The sequence below is a fragment of the Streptomyces sp. TRM70350 genome, assembly GCF_019219825.1.
Taxonomy (GTDB): domain Bacteria; phylum Actinomycetota; class Actinomycetes; order Streptomycetales; family Streptomycetaceae; genus Streptomyces.
Window position 1 is genome coordinate 40,858 of sequence record NZ_JAHUXH010000036.1, and the last position, 19,402, is coordinate 60,259.

At 70.8% G+C, this 19,402-nt stretch carries 17 protein-coding genes and 2 pseudogenes; 14 read left to right on the plus strand and 5 right to left on the minus strand.

Features of this window, described 5'->3' with window-relative positions; genetic code table 11:
* Nucleotides 1–260 precede the first annotated feature (260 nt).
* The 4 genes from KWI83_RS33160 to KWI83_RS33170 all read left to right on the plus strand — a co-directional run bounded on the left by KWI83_RS33160 (nucleotide 261) and on the right by KWI83_RS33170 (nucleotide 4,118).
* Complete coding sequence (locus KWI83_RS33160) at nucleotides 261–1,280, plus strand: glycoside hydrolase family 43 protein (protein ID WP_308122328.1); 1,020 nt, start codon at nucleotides 261–263, stop codon at nucleotides 1,278–1,280.
* A gap of 2 nt (nucleotides 1,281–1,282) precedes the next feature.
* Nucleotides 1,283–1,741 carry a hypothetical protein gene (locus KWI83_RS40135; protein ID WP_308122324.1) on the plus strand — a complete coding sequence of 153 codons (459 nt, stop codon included), beginning with the start codon at nucleotides 1,283–1,285 and terminating at the stop codon, nucleotides 1,739–1,741.
* Between the two features lie 297 nt (nucleotides 1,742–2,038).
* On the plus strand, nucleotides 2,039–2,221 hold the full coding sequence (locus tag KWI83_RS33165) for a hypothetical protein (protein WP_218518097.1): 183 nt from the start codon (nucleotides 2,039–2,041) through the stop codon (nucleotides 2,219–2,221).
* Nucleotides 2,222–2,426: 205 nt separating this feature from the next.
* Nucleotides 2,427–4,118 carry a DapH/DapD/GlmU-related protein gene (locus tag KWI83_RS33170; RefSeq protein WP_218518098.1) on the plus strand — a complete coding sequence of 564 codons (1,692 nt, stop codon included), beginning with the start codon at nucleotides 2,427–2,429 and terminating at the stop codon, nucleotides 4,116–4,118.
* A 249-nt stretch (nucleotides 4,119–4,367) separates the two neighbouring features.
* Here the strand turns inward: KWI83_RS33170 and KWI83_RS39345 are convergent, their stop codons facing one another.
* Nucleotides 4,368–4,661 carry a hypothetical protein gene (locus KWI83_RS39345; RefSeq protein ID WP_256363144.1) on the minus strand — a complete coding sequence of 98 codons (294 nt, stop codon included), beginning with the start codon at nucleotides 4,659–4,661 and terminating at the stop codon, nucleotides 4,368–4,370.
* Nucleotides 4,662–4,814: 153 nt separating this feature from the next.
* On the opposite strand from KWI83_RS39345, the gene KWI83_RS33180 reads away from it, so the two are divergent.
* Both KWI83_RS33180 and KWI83_RS33185 read left to right on the plus strand, forming a co-directional pair.
* Entirely contained in the window at nucleotides 4,815–4,943 is a 129-nt protein-coding gene (locus KWI83_RS33180; RefSeq protein WP_374106428.1) for a hypothetical protein, read from the plus strand.
* A gap of 117 nt (nucleotides 4,944–5,060) precedes the next feature.
* Nucleotides 5,061–5,556: pseudogene (locus KWI83_RS33185) on the plus strand (hypothetical protein); the annotation flags it as partial.
* A gap of 166 nt (nucleotides 5,557–5,722) precedes the next feature.
* Here KWI83_RS33185 and dgoD read toward each other — a convergent pair.
* The 3 genes from dgoD to KWI83_RS33200 form a co-directional block, all read right to left on the minus strand.
* Entirely contained in the window at nucleotides 5,723–6,868 is a 1,146-nt protein-coding gene (dgoD, locus tag KWI83_RS33190) for a galactonate dehydratase (protein WP_218518099.1), read from the minus strand.
* Nucleotides 6,869–6,997: 129 nt separating this feature from the next.
* Nucleotides 6,998–7,762 (minus strand): SDR family NAD(P)-dependent oxidoreductase, encoded by a 765-nt coding sequence (locus KWI83_RS33195; protein ID WP_218518100.1) that lies wholly within the window; start codon nucleotides 7,760–7,762, stop codon nucleotides 6,998–7,000.
* On the minus strand, nucleotides 7,759–8,799 hold the full coding sequence (locus KWI83_RS33200) for a LacI family DNA-binding transcriptional regulator (protein ID WP_218518101.1): 1,041 nt from the start codon (nucleotides 8,797–8,799) through the stop codon (nucleotides 7,759–7,761). The genes KWI83_RS33195 and KWI83_RS33200 overlap by 4 nt, the downstream gene beginning before the upstream one ends.
* A gap of 928 nt (nucleotides 8,800–9,727) precedes the next feature.
* Between KWI83_RS33200 and KWI83_RS33205 the strand changes: the two genes are divergently transcribed.
* The 8 genes and pseudogenes from KWI83_RS33205 to KWI83_RS33240 all read left to right on the plus strand — a co-directional run.
* The gene (locus tag KWI83_RS33205) at nucleotides 9,728–11,074 is read left to right on the plus strand and encodes an extracellular solute-binding protein (protein WP_218518102.1); all 1,347 of its coding nucleotides are present in this window, start codon (nucleotides 9,728–9,730) and stop codon (nucleotides 11,072–11,074) included.
* Nucleotides 11,071–12,096: a carbohydrate ABC transporter permease gene (locus KWI83_RS33210; RefSeq protein ID WP_218518103.1), complete on the plus strand. Its 1,026-nt coding sequence runs from the start codon at nucleotides 11,071–11,073 to the stop codon at nucleotides 12,094–12,096. Before KWI83_RS33205 ends, KWI83_RS33210 begins: the two co-directional genes overlap by 4 nt.
* Nucleotides 12,096–12,917, plus strand: coding sequence for a carbohydrate ABC transporter permease (locus tag KWI83_RS33215; RefSeq protein ID WP_171115882.1), 822 nt, complete (start codon nucleotides 12,096–12,098; stop codon nucleotides 12,915–12,917). The genes KWI83_RS33210 and KWI83_RS33215 overlap by 1 nt, the downstream gene beginning before the upstream one ends.
* 104 nt (nucleotides 12,918–13,021) lie before the next feature.
* The gene (locus tag KWI83_RS33220; RefSeq protein ID WP_256363145.1) at nucleotides 13,022–13,705 is read left to right on the plus strand and encodes a bifunctional 4-hydroxy-2-oxoglutarate aldolase/2-dehydro-3-deoxy-phosphogluconate aldolase; all 684 of its coding nucleotides are present in this window, start codon (nucleotides 13,022–13,024) and stop codon (nucleotides 13,703–13,705) included.
* 26 nt (nucleotides 13,706–13,731) lie between these two features.
* Entirely contained in the window at nucleotides 13,732–14,661 is a 930-nt protein-coding gene (locus KWI83_RS33225; RefSeq protein ID WP_308122325.1) for a sugar kinase, read from the plus strand.
* 28 nt (nucleotides 14,662–14,689) lie between these two features.
* Nucleotides 14,690–15,763, plus strand: coding sequence for a lactonase family protein (locus KWI83_RS33230; RefSeq protein ID WP_218518106.1), 1,074 nt, complete (start codon nucleotides 14,690–14,692; stop codon nucleotides 15,761–15,763).
* Nucleotides 15,764–15,810: 47 nt separating this feature from the next.
* Nucleotides 15,811–17,337 carry an alpha-N-arabinofuranosidase gene (locus KWI83_RS33235; protein WP_218518107.1) on the plus strand — a complete coding sequence of 509 codons (1,527 nt, stop codon included), beginning with the start codon at nucleotides 15,811–15,813 and terminating at the stop codon, nucleotides 17,335–17,337.
* Nucleotides 17,338–17,494: 157 nt separating this feature from the next.
* Nucleotides 17,495–18,316 (plus strand): annotated as a pseudogene (locus KWI83_RS33240) (ADP-ribosylglycohydrolase family protein); the annotation flags it as partial.
* 128 nt (nucleotides 18,317–18,444) lie between these two features.
* On the opposite strand, the gene KWI83_RS33245 reads toward KWI83_RS33240, so the two are convergent.
* Nucleotides 18,445–19,230 (minus strand): SDR family oxidoreductase, encoded by a 786-nt coding sequence (locus tag KWI83_RS33245; RefSeq protein ID WP_218518108.1) that lies wholly within the window; start codon nucleotides 19,228–19,230, stop codon nucleotides 18,445–18,447.
* Nucleotides 19,231–19,402: the final 172 nt, after the last annotated feature.

The window sequence follows — 19,402 nt, forward strand, 5'->3', positions numbered from 1 at the left end:
CGGCCGGTGCTGGAGACCCTCAACTACAAGGGGCACACGACGACCGAGCTGCACTCAGGAGACACGGTCTGGTTCACCACGCGCAGGTCTCCGTCGTTGATGGCGCACGCCAGAATCAAGAATCAAGAAACTCCGCACGAGAGTCACTGCGGCCGCCGGCCAGTAGGAGCATCTTGTCCGGTGCTCCGAGCACGGTCGGCCCAACCGAATGGCGTTGATTGATAAGGGTTCGAGTTAAGGAAGTGTTTCGGTTGAGTTCGATGCTGTCGGAGATTGGCGGGAGCGCTCACGCGGCGACCGCCCCGATCCTTTCAGGTATGTACCCTGATCCATCGGTATGCCGGGTCGGCGAGAACTACTTTCTGGCGAATTCGTCGTTCGAGTACAGCCCCGGCGTCCCGATCTGGCATTCCCGGGATCTGGTGTCCTGGCGTCAGATCGGCAATGCCCTGACGAGGGAGGATCAGTTCCGCGCGGGCCGCTCGCCGTCGAGCCGCGGAATCTACGCCGCAACGCTGCGCTACCGCGACGGGCGGTTCTGGCTGATCACCACGAATATCGACGATGCTCGCGGAGGTCATCAGGTCTACCACGCGACCGACCCGGCCGGGCCGTGGTCCGCGCCGGTTTGCCTGACCGAGCTCGACGGCATCGACCCGGACCTGGCCTGGGACGACGAGGGAACGTGCCTGGTCTCCTACTGCTCGTGGTCCGAGGACGAGATCGGCATCAGGCAGGCCGCGGTCGATCTGGAGCGGGGCCGGGCCCTCGAGCAGCCGCGGTGGATCTGGCACGGTACCGGCCTGGCCCATCCCGAAGGGCCGCATCTGTACCGGCGCGACGACTGGTGGTACCTGGTCATCGCCGAAGGCGGCACCGACCGGGGCCACGTGGCATCGGTCGCACGCTCACGCAGGCCGCGAGGGCCGTTCGAGGCCGCCGCGCACAATCCGGTCTTCACCCACCGCAGCACGGCGCATCCAGTCCAGAACGTCGGTCACGCCGATCTGGTCGAGCGCCCCGACGGGACGTGGGCAGCGGTGTATCTCGGCACACGGCCGCGAGGCCGCAGTCCGCGCTTCCACGTCAACGGGCGTGAGACATTCCTTGCCAACCTGTCCTGGGCCGAGGACTGGCCACACTTCGAGCCTGCGAACCTACGCGTCCCCACCGGACAGCGGGACTTCGAGGACGACTTCTCCGCGCCCGGACTCCATCTCAGGTGGGTCTCGCCAGGGGAGCGTCCCGACCGGTTCGCCCGCAGCGCGCCGGAGGGGTGATCGTGGGTCACGCGCCGAGCGAGACCGGTGAGCCCTCGGGCTTGTTCACCCGAGTCGGCGGAGACCACTGGGAGGCCGACTTCCTCGTTGACCCACGGGAGGGCGCGTTCACCGTCGCGCTACGGCTCGACGGTGCTCACTGGTACGGGCTGCGCGTCGCCGACGGCGAAGTCGCCGCGGTCGCACGCATCGGACAGATCCAGAGCGTTCTCGGCTCCCGGCCACTGCCCGACTCTTCTGCCACCCTCCGCATCCGATCTACGGAGCCGACCTGGAACGGACCAGACGACATCGAACTGGGCATCGGTCACGGAACCGGCACCGATGTCCTCGGCCGCCTGGACGGACGCTACCTCGCCACCGAAGTAGCAGGCGGGTTCACCGGGCGCTTGATCGGTCTGTGGACCGAGTCGGGGCAGGTCCTGGTCCGCCGGGTCCGGTTCACCGAACAGCGCGCCTGACACCGCCTCGCGCCGAACCGACGACTACGGGCCTCGGGTGCCGACCAGCGCATGTCTGCCTCCCACCTGACGCGATGTCGGCGTACACCTGAACGCGAGCTGCTCGATAAGCCGCTTGAGGAAGAGGCCCATCGTGATGCCTGCGGCCTTGGTGCTGGCGTACGCCTGGGCGTGGAGCTGCGCAGGGACCATGCCGGTGAGGCGGACCATCCCCTTGCGGTCGGCCGGTGTTCAAGGGGCTCTTCTTCCTGCATTCGTAGGTGCCAACCAGCAGAACGCATGAGAAGAAGAGCCCGGATGGAACGCTACGGCACCAACGACGTCCCTGACCCGTTTGCCTGCTCGATTCAGGGGGCCAAGTCGCTGGCAGTACGGCTGTCGGCGCCTGAGACCGCCCAGTTGGACCATGCCGCGGCGGAACGGCTGATCGAGACGGACGGCCGGGACATTCTGCGCTGCCGCCCGGCCAGATGCATGTAGAAGGCCCGGGTCATCAGCAGGGACGTGGCATCGCTGCGCGCCGTCCTACCGGCAGAATCTGGACAGACTGCCGCCGCCTGGTGTTGTGGAAGTCGGTGATCCGGGTGGCGATCTTGCACCGCACTGGCCAAGGCCGGGCGGGGCGTCGGACAATGATCCGGACATCAAGCGGGGACCGCCCCGCGCAGCCACCGGGGAGGATCCCTTGGAGCAGTCCGCGAGCGACGACGGCCTCTTCGACCACTGTCCCTGGCTGTTCGGCAAACAGGCTTCCGATGGGCAGCGCGCGGCACAGCGGGAGCGGCAGAAGCGGCTGCTCGGCGCCGGGCAGGTGCGGTTCGGCGAGGGGTGCTTCGTCGCGGCGACCGCGGCCGTGTATCCGAAGCGGTTGCACCTGGGCGACCGGTCGTACATCGCGGCCCACGCCTACGTCACGGACGATGTGCGCACGGGCGCCGACTGCTCGGTCAACCCGTTCGCCGTGGTGCGCGGCACCGTCACGCTGGGCGACGGCGTACGCATCGGCGCGCACAGCTCGCTGCTCGGCTTCAACCACGGCGCCGCGCCCGATCTGCCGGTCCATCGGCAGCCCGTCACCAGCCGCGGCATCACCGTGGGCGACGACGTGTGGATCGGCTCCCACGTGGTCGTCGTGGACGGCGTCACCATCGGAGACCACTGCGTCGTCGGCGCCGGCGCGGTGGTCACCAAGGACCTGCCCGCGTGGACGGTGGCGGCCGGCAACCCCGCGCGCCGCATCCGCGACCGCCGGGACGCGCGCGGCAAGGCCCCGCGTTCCGCCGCGCCGCTCGCCGACCGACTGCCGGAGTTCGCCGAGACCACCCGCGCACAGGCCGCCGGCCTGCTGGCCCGCTGCTGGCTTCCGGACGCCGGCCGCTACGTCGACCAGCCCGGCTCCGAGCCGACCGTGCGGGCGCACTGCGACGCGGTGGAGATCGCCGACCTGCTCCTCGGCACCGCTCCCCCGCAGTTGCCGGCCGCCGAACACGCGGCGCGGCTGCGTGCACTGCAGGATCCCGCCACCGGCTTGGTGCCCGAGTACGGCGAGGCACCCACGCAGCCCGGCCCGGCCGGCCCGGCCGGGCTGCCGGACGACGGCGCCTGCGCCTATCACGTGCTGTGCGTGGGCTACGCGCTGGATCTGCTCGGCAGCTCCTTCGCCCACCCGCTGCGCCCGGTGCGGGACACCACAGCGGACCAGCTGGTCCGGCGCCTGGCCGCACTGCCCTGGCGGGACCGCGCCTGGCGCGCCGGGTCGTGGGTGGACGCCTGGGCCACCGCGGCGCACTGGAACCGGCGCCTGGGCGGGGAACCGGCCGAACCGGGGGCGCTGGAGGCGCTGTTCGGCTGGCTGCACACCCATGTCGACCCGTGGACCGGCATGTGGGGCTCTCCCACCCGCGAGGGCGGGCGCCTGCAGATGGTCAACGGCTACTACCGGCTCACCCGCGGCTCCTTCGCCCAGTTCGACCTGCCGGTGCCGTACGCCGAGCGGGTCATGGACACAGTTCTCGACCATGCGCGCGACGCACGCCACTTCTCTCCCGGCCGGGAGAACGCCTGCAACGTCCTGGACGTCGCCCACCCCCTGTGGCTGTGCGCCCGGCAGACCTCCCATCGCGCCGAGGAGGCCCGTGCCTGGGCGGCGGACCAGCTCGCCGCCGCCCTCCGGCGCTGGCATCCGGGACAGGGTTTCGCATTCGGTCCCAGGCCCGACGGCACCGGCCCGGGCCGCGCACCCGGGCTGCAGGGCACCGAGATGTGGCTCGCCATCATCTGGCTGCTCGCCGACCTGCTCGGCCTCGCCGACCTCCTGGGCTACCGCCCACGCGGCATCCACCGCCCGGAACCGGCCCCGGCCGACGAGAGCGGATAAACCCGCTGACCCACGCCCCGCCGCTCGGCGCCCCGTGCCGGTCCCGTATCACCGGCGTGGGCGCCCGGTTCTTCACGCGGCGGCTCCTCAGCAGGCCGAGCCGCCAGGGCAGCAGGTTGCAGGGGCCGGTGGTGGCGAGGTTCACGCCCTCGATGGAGCCTGCGGCGGTGGCCACGGTGCGGGACCGGTGGTGACCGTTGCGGAACACCAGCCGATGTCCGGCCGCGTCCGTCTCTGCGGTCAACTCCGCTATGTACTGGTTGACTTCGGCCTCCAGCGCGGCGGCGGGCACCCGGCGTGAAGCTGCTCGGCCTCCAGCAGGCTCCGCGCCCCGAGCGCCATCGCGACGGCGAGCTGGACGAGCACCCCGGCCCGCCCCCGCCACCCGGCATTCGTGCTGGAGGGAAGCATCCCGGCGAGCCCTCGCGTCAGCCCCACCCGATCCGCCAGCCGACGCAGCAGCACCGCCCCCGCATGTCCGACCAGGCCCATTCCGTCGGCTGCCACGGACAGCCCAAGATCCCACCCTGTACGCTCGCTCACCAGAAAGTGTCCTGACTTCTGCACCGATACGACCTAGACACTCGCATCCTCGCAGGTCAGCGCACCTTTCTGCGGTCAGACGCCATCCGCTTACCGCTGGGCAGGCTGGGGACTCAGTTCCTGATACGCGCCACCAGCACCCGACGACCGCCGGTGCTGGCGCTGCTGCCCGACGGCTCCTACCTGACCCGGATCGCGGGCCTCCCGCTGCGGGTGATCGAGGCCGAGATCCACTCCCGCACCGCCGACGGCGGCGACTTCGGCGGACCTACCGCCTGCTGACCACGCTCAACGACCACCGCACCGATCCCGCCGACGCTGCTCCGCGGCGGCGGGTAGACGGCGGCACCACGCGGTTAACTGGCCGACCAGCCGGGCGACGCATCAACAAGCCCCTTCAACCGCGACCAACGTGTCTTCCAGGACCGTACACACGTTTTCACGGCCTTCCAGGAGCATGCGGCGACCATCTACCGCGATGGCGACCACGACCGCGTGCATCCACGCCCTCGATCACAACCCCTACGCCGGGCTCGTCGTCCAGGTCATCGAGTCCGACTCGCCTGGCAGGCGCGGGGAAATGCTCGCGTGGCTGCGCGACGACCACCTTCCGAAACGCCTGGCGGGCTCGCCCGCGGCCATGGTGACCGTCTTCACGCCGACGCCGACGCCGCTGCCCCTGGACCGGATGACCTACGTCAAACAGGTCGAGGGGGTCGGGACCCGGTTGACACTGCTGTGGTTCCTCCAGCGCGATCCCCGCGACAACTGGCGGGAGCACTGCGCGGAGCTGCACACGGCAGTGGCGGCTTCGGGGCTGGGCAACGTGCAGTTCGCCGCGCCGTTCATCCCGACGGTGCCTGGGACGGACCGCTACGTGAACGAGCTGCGGTGAACCTCGGCGACTGCCGCCACCGGAAGCCCGATCCTCACAGAGGGTGGGGTACGGGCCGCCACGAGGGGCCGGTGGCCGCGCCGCGCACCAGTATGCGGTCCGCTCCGGAGTGGGAGCTCGGCCCCGCGCACAGACACCGTGTGTCCGCTGCCCGGGAGCCGTTCCGCTACCAGGACGCCAGCGAGCCGTCCGCGTTGCGCCATACCGGGTTGCGCCAGCGGTGGCCGCGTTCGGCGGCTGCCCGGACCGCGGCCTCGTCGATCGTGATGCCCAGACCCGGTGCGGTCGGGCGCTCGATGTAGCCGTCGCGGAACGCGAAGGTCTCGGGATCCACGAGATAGTCCAGCAGCCCGCTGCTGTCGCCGTAGCCGATGCCGAGCGCCTGTTCCTGGATGAGGAAGTTGGGTGTGGCGAAGTCGAGTTGCAGGCTGGCGGCCAGCGCGATCGGGCCGAGCGGGCAGTGCGGCGCCACCAGGACGTCGTACGCCTCCGCCATCGAGGCGATCCGCCGGGTCTCGGAGATACCGCCGGCGTGGCTGATGTCCGGCTGCGCCACGGCGATGCCGTCCGACAGCACGGAACGGAAGTCCCAGCGGGAGTACAGCCGTTCACCGGTCGCGATGGGGATCGAGGTGGAGCGCACCACCGCGCCGAGGTCCCGGGAGAACTCGGGCAGTACCGGCTCCTCCACGAACATCGGCAGCAGCGGCTCCAGCAACGGCAGGACGCGCCGGGACATCGCGCCGCTGAAGCGGCCGTGGAAGTCCAGTGCCACGTCGCGGTCCGGGCCGATGGCCTCGCGTACCGTGGTCACGCTGTCCACGATGGCGTTGATCGCGGCGGCCGTGGCGAGCGGCTCCAGTTGTCCGCAGGGGTTGAGCTTGACCGCGGTCATGCCCTTGGCGACCTGTGCGGCCGCCGCGTCGGCCAGATCCTGGAGGGTCTTGCCGCCGACCCAGCCGTAGACGCGTACCCGGTCGCGCACATGGCCGCCGAGCAGTTGGTACACCGGCACACCGTGGGTCTTGCCCGCGATGTCCCACAGGGCCTGGTCGATGCCGGCCAGTGCGCTGTTGAGCACGACACCCCCGCGGTAGAAACCGCCCTTGGCGAGCATCTGCCAGTGCTCCTCGATACGGGCCGGGTCCTGCCCCACCAGATAGTCGAACATCTCCTCGACGCACCTCGCCACGGTGTGCGCCCTGCCCTCGACGATGGGCTCTCCCCAGCCGGAGATGCCCTCGTCGGTGTCGACGCGCAGGAAGAGCCAGCGTGGTTCGACGAGGAAGAGTTCGTAGCCAGTGATCTTCACGGTGCGGACCTCCGGGTCCTGGTGCACGGCCCTGGGGCCGATGGCTGCGGGTAGGGGGCGTGCGGGCTGGGGGTCGGCCAGGCAGTGAGCGGTCTCGCGGACCGTCTGCCGGACAGTCGGAAGCCCGGGCTATTCCTGGGAGCTGATGCTGCGGCCGCCGTCCACGAGCAGGTTCTGGCCGGTGATGAACGAGGCGTCGTCGGAGGCGAAGAAGGCCACGGCGGCCGCGATGTCCTCGGGGCTGCCGAGCCGGCCGACCGGCGCACGCGCGGCGGTCCGGGCCTGGGACTCCGGCGGTGTATGCGCCCACAGGGCCGTGACCACGGCGCCGGGAAGGACGGAGTTGAACCTGATCTCACCGCCGTACTCGACGGCGAGCTGGCGTACCAGGGCGTCGATGCCGCCCTTGGCCGCCGCGTACGCGGGGAAGCCCTTGAAGCCGATGGCCGCGTGCACGGACGAGGTGATCACCACCGCGCCCCGGGTGGTCCGGAGTTGGGGGACCGCAGCCCGGACGCCGTAAAACACCGAGTCGAGGCAGAGCCGTAGCTGGTCGTGCCATGTGGCGTCGTCCAGCTCGTGCGCCGCCCCGGACCGGTTTCGGCCGGCGTTGAGGTGCAGGACGTCGAGGTGCCCGGTCCAGGACGTCACCGCCTCGACGGCCGCGGTCCACGCGTCGGGTGAGGTGACGTCGAGCTCGCGGTGCCGGGCCCGTCCTCCCTTGGCATTGATCTCCTCGGCCACACGGCGGGCGCCCTCGGCGTCCACGTCGGTGACGAGGACCGACGCCCCTTCCGCGGCGAGGCGATGGGCGGTGGCCTCGCCGATGCCCGAGGCGGCGGCGGTGAGCAGGGCCGTACGGCCCGGAAAGCGCGCGAGGCCGGCGCGACTCATGGTGTTTCTCCCGCTCTTGCCGTGGAACCGCGCAGCATCAGGCGCGGCTCGGTCGGTACGACGACATCTCCCATTGGCACCCCCTGGATGGCGGCTACCAGAGCATCGACGGCCGCGGTGCCCAGTTCGTACAGGGGCATCGCCACGGTGGTCAGCGGCGGGGAGAGGTGGCCGGCGACCGGCAGATCGTCGTTCCCGACCACCGAGACGTCCTCGGGGATCCGCAGACCGAGGCCCCGGATCGCCGCCATGGCGCCGATCGCCTGGGCCAGGGAGCTGGTGTAGAGCGCGGTGACCGGCGGGCGCGTGCCACCGTCGACCGGACGCAGCAGTCGCAGTGCCGCGGACACACCGCCGTCCTCGGTGAAGTCCCCGGAGGCCACCGGAGCGGCGGCGAGCCCGAGTTCCCCGGCGCGCCGCAGGAACGCCTCCTTGCGGGCCTCACTGGGGGTGATGCCCGGCGGGCCCGCGATGTGACCGACCGCGTGGTGACCTAGGGAGTGGAGGTGGTCGAGGGCGGTGACGCTGGAGCGGGCCACGTCCATGGTGACGTTCCGGCCGGACCCCTCCACCGAGCGGTTGAGGAAGACGTGGGGGACCGCGCTGCGGCTCAGCGCGTCCAGCAGGGGGTGGCCGGGGCGCGCGGAGGCGATGAGCAGTCCGTCGACCCGGCCTTCCTGCACCAGGTCGTTGAAGGACTCATCGGCTTCCTGCCCGTCGAAGTCCTCGGCCAGCAGGGAGAGATAGCCCAGTTCGCGGGCGCGCTGGTAGGCGCCGCGGGCGATGGTGACGTACGTGGGGTTGGCGAGGGCGGGGACGAGCAGGGCCAGGGCGTGCGTGCTGGCGCCCGCCAGCGCCCGGGCCCCTGAGTGGGGACGGTAGCCCAGCGCCTGGGCGACCTCGTGTACGCGCCGTCGGGTCTCCGGCCGGACGGACAGATCTTCCCGGCCGTTGAGCACCTTGGACACGGTGGCCTTGGAGACTCCTGCCTCGCGGGCGACGTCCACCAGCCTTGCCCGAACCGGCTGCTCAGCCACCTCGGCAGCCTCCCTCTCCCGTAGTGAACGCACGGCACGCGGTAACTGTTTCGGCAACCGGTTACCGAGTGCGTGTCGGATCTCTTGACACCCTCTGGCGCCACAACCTAGCGTTCGCCGAAGTTTCAGGCAACCGGTTTCTCAGCAGTCATAAGCACTATGTCCGGGCAGAACGCGAGAGCCGTCTAACGCCAGTCAAAACATGACAAGTCGACTGGCGCCGACCATCCGTGAGGTGTGCGATGAAGCGCTCCGGAAGACTCCCAGGGCGGCCGCGACGCCGTTTACCTGCACCTATACAGGCAAGAAATCGAAAGAAACCGTTTTCACGCATCAGGCGGGCCGCCGCCTGAGCTCGGCGCGATCACGACGCGGGCCGCAGCCGGAGCCACTTCCCGGCGAGCTTCACGCCCTCTGAACCCGTTCCGCGCAACGGCGCGGACATCCGCTCCTGGCCGCGTACGGCGGCGGCAACGACCGCCTCACCGGGGCGGCGCCGTACAGGGCCAGGGGCAACCTCACCGGGACGCGTCCCGCGCACCACGTCCCCAGGGCGGCGGAACCAGGCGCCCCCGCGACGAACAGATGCCTGCCCCCGGCGCCGACCCCGGCGAGACCCGCCCCCGGTCCGGACATCGTCCGCACGGCGACCACCCGAAGCCGCTCTGCGTCCCCGTACCCCGGCGTCCTCAAAGGTCCGTCCGCGAGGCCGCGTCACGACTGCCCCGTCGGCCTGCCGGCCACTCGGCGGCGGCCACCCGGCTGTACCCCGGCACGCTCCCGTGCGCCTCACCGGGCGAGCCGGCGCCTCACTCCTGCCTTGCCCCGGCGGAGTTCCCCGCGGATCTCCGCATCGGAATTCCCGCCGCGCATCGGCCCTCGATCCGCCCCGCAGCCCCGCTGTCCCCTGTACGAAAGGCTCACGACCATGTCCGTTCCCGCCAGAAGCGCCCTCGGACGGCGCGACTTCCTCGCCACCACCGCCGGTGTCACGCTCGCCGCGGCGGCACTGCCCGGATGTGCCGCCTCCGTCGACGACGGCTCCGGCTCCGGCACCAAGAAGGGCGCGTCGACGCTCACCGTCATGGCCAAGGACGAGGACAAGAAGACCATCCAGGCCGCCGAACAGGTGCTGGGCGTGAAGATCACCTACCTCGCCTTCGACCAGACCAAGCTCAACGCCATGCTGGCCAGCAAGAACCCGCCGGACGTGGTGCGCGGCTTCGGTGCACTGGACACGCCGTACTTCGCCGCCCGCGGCCTGATGGCCGACCTGGACCCCTACTTCGCCGAGAGCTCGGTCCTCAAGACCTCCGACCTCGACCCGGTCAACGACCTCTGGCGCTTCGATGGAGAGAAGCAGGGGGCGGGCCCGCGCTACGGCATGACGAAGGACTACTCCCAGGACGCGATGTTCTGGTACCGCACCGACATGTTCGACGCCGCGAAGCTGGACCACCCCAGCGACACCGAGCCGCTCTCCTACGACGAGTGGCTGGACCTCGGCAAGCGGCTGGTCAAACGCCGGCTCGGCAAGGTGAAGGTCTACGGGCTGAGCGCCGGGCCCGGCACCTTGCCCCAGTTCATGAACATGACCGCCTCGGCCGGCGGCAAGCTGTTCGCCGATGACCTCGCCTCCGTCGACTTCTCCTCGCCCGAGGCGATGAAGGGACTGAGCTGGTACCTGGAGTACGCCAAGGCCAACATCGGCCCCAGCCCCGCCAACCCGAACCCGGACGGCTGGGACTGGCCCACCTACCAGGCCGGGCGGATGGCGATAGCCGGCGACGGCTACTGGTTCGGCGGGTCGATCGGCGGCGACCCCAAGACCGCCGAGGTGTCACGGTTCGCGCCCGCCCCACAGATGGGCGGCCACCGCATCAGCCCCACCTTCGGTGCCACCGGCTACTGGATCCCCACGGGCGCCAAGAACAAGGACGCCGCCTGGAAGTTCTTCGAGTGGTACTTCGCAGGCCAGCCGGCCAAGGACCGGGCCAGCAGCGGCTGGGGCATCCCGACCCTGAAGTCGCTGCGCTCGCTGATGCCGCAGGCGCAGCCGTTCCAGAAGCAGTCCTACGCCGTCCAGCAGCGGGAGCTCCCGTACTTCCAGATGATGACCGTCACCCCGTACGCCCAGGCGACCGCCCTGGACGCGGTGATCAACAAGGTGCTGCCGGGTGCGGTCAGGTCCGGGACCTCCGTCGGGAAGGTCGCGGACGCGCTGAACTCGCAGATGAACGAGGCGATCGCCGCGGGCAAGGAGCTGGTGGGGTGAGTACCGGTCAGCTCACCGGAGACACCGCCCGGGCCGTGCCGTCCCCGTCCCCGGGGTCGGCCGCCCGCCCGGCACGCAGACGACGGTCCCTCAGCAAGCGCAGGGCATGGGCGTTCTACGCGTTCACCGGCCCGTGGGTGCTGGGATTCCTGGGGCTGACGGCCTACCCGCTTCTGTACGCGCTGTGGCTGAGCTTCACCAACTCCGACGGACTCTCCCAGCGCACCAGCTTCGTCGGTCTGGCGAACTACCAGGAGGTCTTCTCCGACCCGGACACCATGGCCTCCCTCGGCCGGACCGCGCTGTTCACCGGCATCACCGTGCCGCTGTCGATCGTGGCCGGGCTGATGCTGGCGGTCCTGGTCAACCAGCCGATCCGCTCCCGTGGCCTGTTCCGCACCCTGCTGTACCTGCCCGCGGTCGTACCGCCGGTCGGCGCGGCGCTCACCTTCAAGCTGATCTTCGACCGGGACTCGGGGGCCGCCAACGGCGTCCTGGACGTCCTCAACATCAACGGCGTTCCCTGGCTGATCGACCCCTACGCCCGCTGGGTGCTGATCACCCTGACGATGTGGGGTGTCGGCAACGTCATGATCATCTCGCTCGCCGGGCTCCAGGACATCCCCAAGGAACTTCTGGAAGCGGCGCGGGTCGACGGTGCCAGTTCCTGGCAGTCCTTCACCCGGATCACCCTGCCCCTGCTCTCCCCGGTGATCTTCTTCCAGGTCGTCACCGGGATCATCGGAGCGCTGCAGAGCTTCGCGCCGCTGCTGATCGCACTCAACCCCACCCCGGCGGGCGTGACGTCCGTCCCCGAGAGCAACTACTTCTACATGATCAACGTTTTCGCCCAGTACTTCGCCAACGGACGTTACGGCTATGCCTCAGCGATGCTGTGGGTGCTCTTCGCGTTCATCGTCGTCATCACCTTCCTGGTGTTCAAGGTGAGCAAGGGCGCCGTCTTCTACACGGTGGAAGCGGAGCCGGCGAAGGACAAGCCCCGCACGATGGGAGACGCGTAATGGTGTTCGCCCGGCGCAACGCCGTCTACATGCTCCTTGTGGCACTGCTCGTCCTCTTCCTCAGCCCTTTCGGCTGGCTCGCGATCACCGCTCTCAAGGACGCGTCGGAACTGCGGGTCATGCCCATCCACTGGTGGCCGCACCACCCGAACCTGGACAATTTCCGGCAGGCGCTGACCGCGTTCGACTACCTCGGCTATGCGCGCAACTCCCTGACGATCGCCGGCATCTACGCCGTTCTGGTCACCCTCGCCTCGGCCTGGGCCGGATTCGGCTTCGCCCGGCTGACCGCCCCGGGCAAGCGGGTGATCTTCGCGGTGCTGCTGTCGACGATGATGCTGCCGCAGGTCATCACCCTCATCCCGACCTATCTGATGTTCGCCGAGCTCCACCTGCTGAACACCTATATGCCGTGGGTGCTGTGGGGGCTGTCCGGCGCACCGTTCCTGATCTTCCTGTTCCGGCAGTTCTTCAGCAACATGCCGAAGGAACTGGAGGAGGCGGCGATCGTCGACGGCTGCGGTACCTTCCGGATCTTCCTGCGGATCTTCCTGCCGCAGTCGTGGCCGGTCATCGCCGCCAGCCTGATCCTGTCCTTCAGCTGGTCATGGGGCGACTACATCGGCCCCGCGCTGCTGCTGGACGACGCGCACACCACCCTCACGGTCAAGCTCGCCAACGGCTACGTCAACGCACAGGGCATGCCGATGTCCAACCTCGTCGCCGCAGGCGCCGTGATGTACGTGATCCCGGTGCTCGTGCTCTTCCTGATCATGCAGCGCGGCTTCGTCTCCGGCATCGCCACCTCCGGGCTCAAATGAGCCGGCGGGCAACTGGCACATCGTCAATTTCCCGCGAGCAACCTGAAAGGCACGACGAACATGACCGACGTCCAGGGCGCCGACACGACCCGCAGGGTGGGGTGATGGACCGCCCCGCCCTCACCCCGCAGCTCGGCCGGACCCGGGTGATGGCCATCCTCCGGTCGGCCGACGCCTCCGGGCTGCCCGCCGCGGCCCGGGCGCTCGCGGCCGGCGGCATCACCTGCCTGGAAATCACCCTCACCACCCGCGACGCACTCGACGCCCTGGCCTGGATCCGTGACGACCTCGGGCCCGAGGTCGCGGTGGGCGCGGGCACGGTCATGAGCTGCGGCCAGGCCCGGGACGCGCTCGCGGCCGGCGCCGAGTTCCTGGTGGCGCCGGTCGTCGACGCCGACGTGGTGCGCGGCGCCGCGAAGAGCGGTGTGCCGTGCTATCCGGGCGCCTGGACGCCGACCGAGGTGGCCGCGGCCTGGCGGGCCGGTGCCGCCGCCGTCAAGCTGTTCCCCGCCTCGACCGGCGGCCCCGGGCACCTGCGCCAACTGCGTGCGCCGCTGCCGGAGATCCCGCTCATGGCCGTCGGCGGTGTCGACATCGCCCACGCCCGCGAGTACGTCGACGCGGGAGCATACGCCGTGGGAATCGGCTCCCCGCTGCTGCGCGGGGCGGACCGGGCCCCGGGCTCCGGGCCACTGGAGTCCCTCACCGCGAGGGCGCGTGACCTGCTGGACGCGGTCGGCGCCACGATGCGGGCCCCCGGCCCCCGGACCGAAGAGGCCGGCCGGTGAGCGGCCGGCAGAAGGAGCCCTGTCTCGTGACAGTCGGCGAGGCTCTCGGGGTGCTGTCCGCGTTCCGGCCCGGCCCCCTCGCCCTTGGGATGGACCTGCGCCTGGGGCTGGCCGGAGCTGAGTTGAACGTCGCCGTCGGAGTCAGCCGGCTCGGCGGCAGCGCCACCTGGATCAGCCGCGTCAGCGACGACGCACTCGGCGACCTTATCCTGCGCGAACTGCGGGCCGAAGGGGTCACCGCCGTCGCCGTACGCGACGCCGCTCCCACCTCGCTGCTGCTGAAGGAGCAGCGCACCGCCGGCCACAGCCGCACCCGCTACTACCGCACCCACACCGCCGGTGCCCGGCTGTCACCCGAGGACATCCCCGAGGACCTCATCGCCCGGGCGACGGTCCTGCACGTCACCGGCATTACGCCCGCGCTGGGTGACAGCCCCGCCCGGGCCGTCACCCGGGCCGTGGACATCGCCGCAGGCGCCGGGGTGACCGTGTCCCTGGACATCAACTTCCGTTCCCTGTTGTGGAGCGAGGCGGATGCCCGGGCCGCCCTGCTGCCGCTGCTGCGCCGCAGCGACCTGGTCTTCGCCGGACCGCACGAGGCGGGACTCGCGGTGGACGGCACGCAGGACCCGGACAAACTCGCCGAAGGCATCTGCCACTTCGGCCCCGCCTCCGCCGTGATCAAGACGGGGGCCGAGGGCGCGTACGCGCTCATCGACGGGCGGCAGTACCGGCAGCCCGCCATCCCCGTCCAGGTCCACGACTCCGTCGGAGCGGGCGACGCCTTCGCCGCCGGGTACCTCGCCGAACTCCTCGCGGGCGAGCCGCCCGAGCGGCGGCTGCGCACGGCGGCCCTGCTGGGCGCCTTCGCGGTCGGCACCGCCGGTGACTGGGAGGGCCTGCCCCGTCGTTCCGAACTGCGGCTCCTCGACCACCATGACGACAACGTCCGCTGACCTCCCCGCACCTGCTCAAGGACCACTCATGCGCACCCGCACCCCCGACGACCGGCCCCTCGTCCTCACCGGCTCCCACACCCCGGACAGCGGGGGCGACGGCACCGGAGTCGCCGCCCTGCGGCTCGATCCGGCGACCGGCCACCTGGCGTACGACAGCGGGGTGCCGCCCGTGCCGGTCAGTGGTGCCTCCTTCCTGGCCGCGCACCCGTTCCTGGACGTCCTCTACAGCACGAACGAGAAAGCCTCCGGATCCGTGACCGCCCTTGCCCGGCAGGGCGACGGCACCCTGACCGCCCGGGGAGCACCGGTCAGCAGCGGGGGCGCGAACCCGTGCCACCTCACCGTCCACCCCGACGGCGGCTGGCTGCTGACCGCGCACTACGGCGACGACGTCACTCCCGGCAGCGTGGCCGTGCACCGGCTCGGCGCAGACGGACGGGTGGGCGAGCCGACCCACGTCGTGGTGCACGAGGGGTCGGGACCGGTGGCCGGCCGGCAGGAGGGCAGCCACGCCCACCAGGTACTCGTCGACCCGGCGGGCCGTTACGTCCTCGCCACCGACCTGGGCGCCGACGCGGTCTTCACCTACCGGCTCGACACGCGCACCGGAACCCTCGAGCGGGCGGCGGTGAACCGGCTGTGCGCCGGCTCCGGCCCTCGCCACCTCGCCTTCGCTCCCGGCGGGGAGCTGGTGTTCAGCGCGGACGAGCTGTCCTCGACCCTCACCTGCCACCGGTACGACACCGCCAAGGGCACCCTGACGGCCGTCGCCACGGTGCCCGCCACCAGGGCCCGGGACGTCGTCAACCAGCCCGGCGGCATCGTCGCCTCCCCCTGCGGGCGCTTCGTCTGGCTGACCAACCGCGGCGCCGACACCGTGGCCGCCTTCCGCCTCACCGGCACCACCCCGGAACCGATCGGCGAGACGGCGAGCGGCGGCACCTGGCCCCGAGGCCTGACCTACGCGGCCGGTCATCTGCTGGTCGCCAACCAGCACAGCGGCACGATGGCCGCCCTGCGCGTCCTTGACACGGGAGCCCTCGAACAGGCTGCCTCGGCGATCTCCGCGCCCTCGGTCGTGTGTGCGCTCGTTCTCTGATGACTCACTTCGCTCACCTGCTGGGTCCGCAAATCTGAAAGGCAGTCATGCCCGATCTCCGCACCACCACCCCGGTCGCACGCTTCACCCTCGATGCGGCCTTCGGCATCGGTGACGTCCACCCGCGGCTGTACGGATCGTTCGTCGAGCACCTGGGCCGCTGCGTCTACACGGGCCTCTACGAGCCCGGCCACCCGCAGGCCGACGCCGACGGTCTGCGCCACGACGTCCTGGACCTGGTCCGTGAACTGGGCGTCACCACCGTGCGCTACCCAGGCGGCAATTTCGTCTCCGGCTACCGCTGGGAGGACACGGTGGGACCGCGCGAGGAGCGGCCGGCACGGCTGGACCTGGCCTGGAAGACCACCGAGACCAACGAGTTCGGCCTCGGCGAGTTCATCGACTTCTGTGCCAAGACCGGCATGGAGCCCATGATGGCCGTCAACCTCGGCACCCGCGGGGTTGAGGACGCCATACGACTGCTGGAGTACTGCAACCACCCGGGCGGCACCGAGCTGTCCGACCGCCGTGTCGCCCACGGGGGCAAGGAGCCGTACGGCATCAGGATGTGGTGCCTGGGCAACGAGATGGACGGCCCCTGGCAGATCGGCCACAAGACGGCCGAGGAATACGGACGGCTCGCCGCCGAGACGGCCCGCGCCATGAAGATGATCCAGCCCGATCTGGAGGTGGTGGCCTGCGGAAGCTCGAACTCCGGCATGGAGACCTTCGCCGCGTGGGAGGCCACCGTCCTGGAGGCGGTCTACGACCTGGTCGACCACGTCTCCCTGCACGCCTACTACGAGGAGATCGACGGCGACCGGGACTCCTTCCTCGCATCCGCCGTCGACATGGAGCACTTCATCGAGTCGGTCGTCGCCACCTGCGACCACGTCCGCGCCCGGCTGAAGAAGAGCAAGCGCATCAACCTCTCCTTCGACGAGTGGAACGTCTGGTACCAGAAGCGGCCCAACCTGCACCCGGTCGAGGACTGGCAGCAGGCGCCACGTCTGCTGGAGGACGTCTACACCGTCACGGACGCCGTGGTCTTCGGCTCACTGCTCATCGCCCTGCTGAGACACGCCGACCGGGTCACCGCGGCCTCATTGGCACAGCTTGTCAACGTCATCGCGCCGATCATGACCGAGCCGGGCGGCCCGGCCTGGCGGCAGACCACCTTCTTCCCCTTCGCCCAGGCGTCGGCGTACGGGCGCGGCCGGGTGCTGCGCGTCGAGGTGGACAGCCCGACGTACCCCACCGCCCGGTTCGGCGAGGTGCCGCTGCTGCACACCACCGCCGTGACCGACGACGAGACCGGAGCGGTCACCGTCTTCGCCGTCAACCGCGGGCAGAGCACCGCCCTGCCGCTGGAGATCGACGTGCGTGGGATCGAGGCCCACACCGTGGCGGAGCACCTGGTTCTGGCCGACGCCGACCCGGAGGCACGCAACACCGTGGACCAGCCGGCCCGCGTCGTCCCGCACCCCGCCACCGGCACCACCGTCACCGACGGCGTCCTGCGGGCCGAACTCGAGCCGCTCTCCTGGAACATGATCCGTCTGGTGCGTGCCTGAAAGCTGCACCGGATGGGCCGGAGCGCGCGGATCCCGGCCCGCAAGGCCGCCGAGCGCGACGGAGCCGTGGTGGTGGCCGGAGAACTCGGGCACCGGGCGGCGCATCGTCCACTTCGGTGGTCGATCAGGCGACCGTGGGAGCGGCCATGAAGGCATCCACCCGCCGACCGATCTGCACCGCGCGTACCGCAGATGGGCGGCCACGCAGCACGACTGGAGCCCCGACGAGTGCCGCAAGGAAGACGGCCGGCCCGCGAGGAGTGGCTGTGCGCACGCCGCGCCCCCGCCCGCCCCTGCCTGATCGGCCTCGCCGACGGCATGATGGGCACCCTGGACGCACCCAGAGGAGACGGGCTCCGAGGCCGCCGCCCGTTCCGCGTCCTTCGGACTGCTCGTCGTCTGGGAGCCGCAGCTGGTGATGCAACTCGCCGTCGAGTGCGCGGCCCAGACCCACGGCCACCCCACCGCCCACCTGTCGGCAGGCGCGTACGCCCTGATCGTGCACGGACTGGCCCACGGCGAGAGCCTCGACGCCGCCGTGCAGCGCTCGCTCCAGCTGCTCGCCGACTGGCCGGGGCAGCAGCCGGTGACCGACGCCCTGCAGTACGCGCTGGGTGCCGTACGGCAGGGCGTGCCCTCGCCGGCCCGGATCGAGGAGCTGGCCGGGGCGGGTACGGCGGAGGGTCTGCTGTCGGTCGCCGTGTACTGCGCGCTGGTCGGCGAGGACACCCGGCACGGGCTGTGCCTCTCGGTGAACCACGGCGGCCCCTCGGGCGCCGCCGGAGCGCTCACCGGCGCCCTGCTCGGTGCCCTGCACGGCGAGACGGCCCTCCCGCCGGCCTGGCTCGCCGAACTGGAGGGCCGCCCCACGATGCTCGTCCTCGCCGACGACTTCGCGATGGAGATGACCCAGGGGCCCGCGCTGCACGGGCCGGGCGGGTCGTCGCCGGGGTGGCTGGCCCGCTACCCGCGGGCCTAGGGCCGATCATGCCCAAGACGCGGGGCCCGCACATCTGCCGCGTTGTCGTCAATCGCCGACTCCCCCCACTCTCGACTTCGCTCGAGCGGGGAGACCCCCATCATGCCTATGAACGCGTTCAAAAGGGGCTAGCGCATCAACTCCCCCGCGTTGACCAGCAACGACTGCCCGGTGATCGCCCGCGCCCGGTCCGAGGCCGGGAACACCGCCGCATCGGCCACGTCTGAGTCCGTGGCCAGCTCCGGGAGCGCCATACGGGAGGTCAGCCGCTCCAGCACCTCGGCCTCCGGCACGCCTTTGGTGTGCGCCGAGAACTGGACATACGCCTCGACCGGCAGGCCCCACATCCACCCCGGCAGCACGGTGTTCACCCGGATCCGGTGCGGGCCCAACTCCCTTGCCAGCGAGTACATTGCGCTCGTCAGGGCGCCCTTCGAGGCCGCGTACGCCATCTGCCGCACCTGTGTCGGCGCGGCCACCGAGGACTGCGTACCGATGAGGACGACCGACCCGCCGTTCTCCTTCAGCGCGGGCAGGCAGGCGCGGGTCATCCGCAGCGTGCCGAGCAGGTTCACATCGATGACGGACTGCCAGGCGGCGAAGTCCGCGTCCTCAGGACCGCCGAAGTAGCTGTCCTGGGCGGCGACATGGACAACGGCGTCGAGCCGCCCGAAGCGCTCGGCCGCGAGCGCGGCAAGTGCCTCGCACTGCTCCTCGTCGGTGATGTCGGCCGGGCGGTAGGCGGTGTGCGCGCTGCCGGGGTCGATCTCCGCCGCCGACTTGGCTGGATTCGCCTCCGTGCGCGCTCCGAGCACGGCGTTGCCCCCGTCGCGCACGACCGCCGCCGCGAGCTGGTGCCCGGGCCCGGCGCCGACTCCCGAGACGATCAGGGTCCTGCCCGCGAGCAGTGACATGCCGAGGCTTCCCTGACTCTGGCGGATTGTCTGACGGGGTGTCAGGGTATGGGCGTCGGCCGGAGGAAGGAAGGGGAGCGACATGAGTGAGGAGATCCGCAGCGAGGTGTACGCGGAGCCGGCCGCCGTGGGCCCGTACGGCGGCCACCCGGGCACGTGATCACCATGGTCG

Excerpts from the sequence above, each read along its gene's own strand:
- KWI83_RS33160 (WP_308122328.1), top strand. The coding sequence starts at position 261 with ATGCTGTCGGAGATTGGCGGGAGCGCTCACGCGGCGACCGCCCCGATC.
- KWI83_RS33165 (WP_218518097.1), top strand. The coding sequence starts at position 2,039 with ATGGAACGCTACGGCACCAACGACGTCCCTGACCCGTTTGCCTGCTCG.
- KWI83_RS33195 (WP_218518100.1), bottom strand. The coding sequence starts at position 7,762 with ATGAGTCGCGCCGGCCTCGCGCGCTTTCCGGGCCGTACGGCCCTGCTC.
- KWI83_RS33205 (WP_218518102.1), top strand. The coding sequence starts at position 9,728 with ATGTCCGTTCCCGCCAGAAGCGCCCTCGGACGGCGCGACTTCCTCGCC.
- KWI83_RS33215 (WP_171115882.1), top strand. The coding sequence starts at position 12,096 with ATGGTGTTCGCCCGGCGCAACGCCGTCTACATGCTCCTTGTGGCACTG.
- KWI83_RS33220 (WP_256363145.1), top strand. The coding sequence starts at position 13,022 with ATGGACCGCCCCGCCCTCACCCCGCAGCTCGGCCGGACCCGGGTGATG.
- KWI83_RS33230 (WP_218518106.1), top strand. The coding sequence starts at position 14,690 with ATGCGCACCCGCACCCCCGACGACCGGCCCCTCGTCCTCACCGGCTCC.
- KWI83_RS33235 (WP_218518107.1), top strand. The coding sequence starts at position 15,811 with ATGCCCGATCTCCGCACCACCACCCCGGTCGCACGCTTCACCCTCGAT.
- KWI83_RS33245 (WP_218518108.1), bottom strand. The coding sequence starts at position 19,230 with ATGTCACTGCTCGCGGGCAGGACCCTGATCGTCTCGGGAGTCGGCGCC.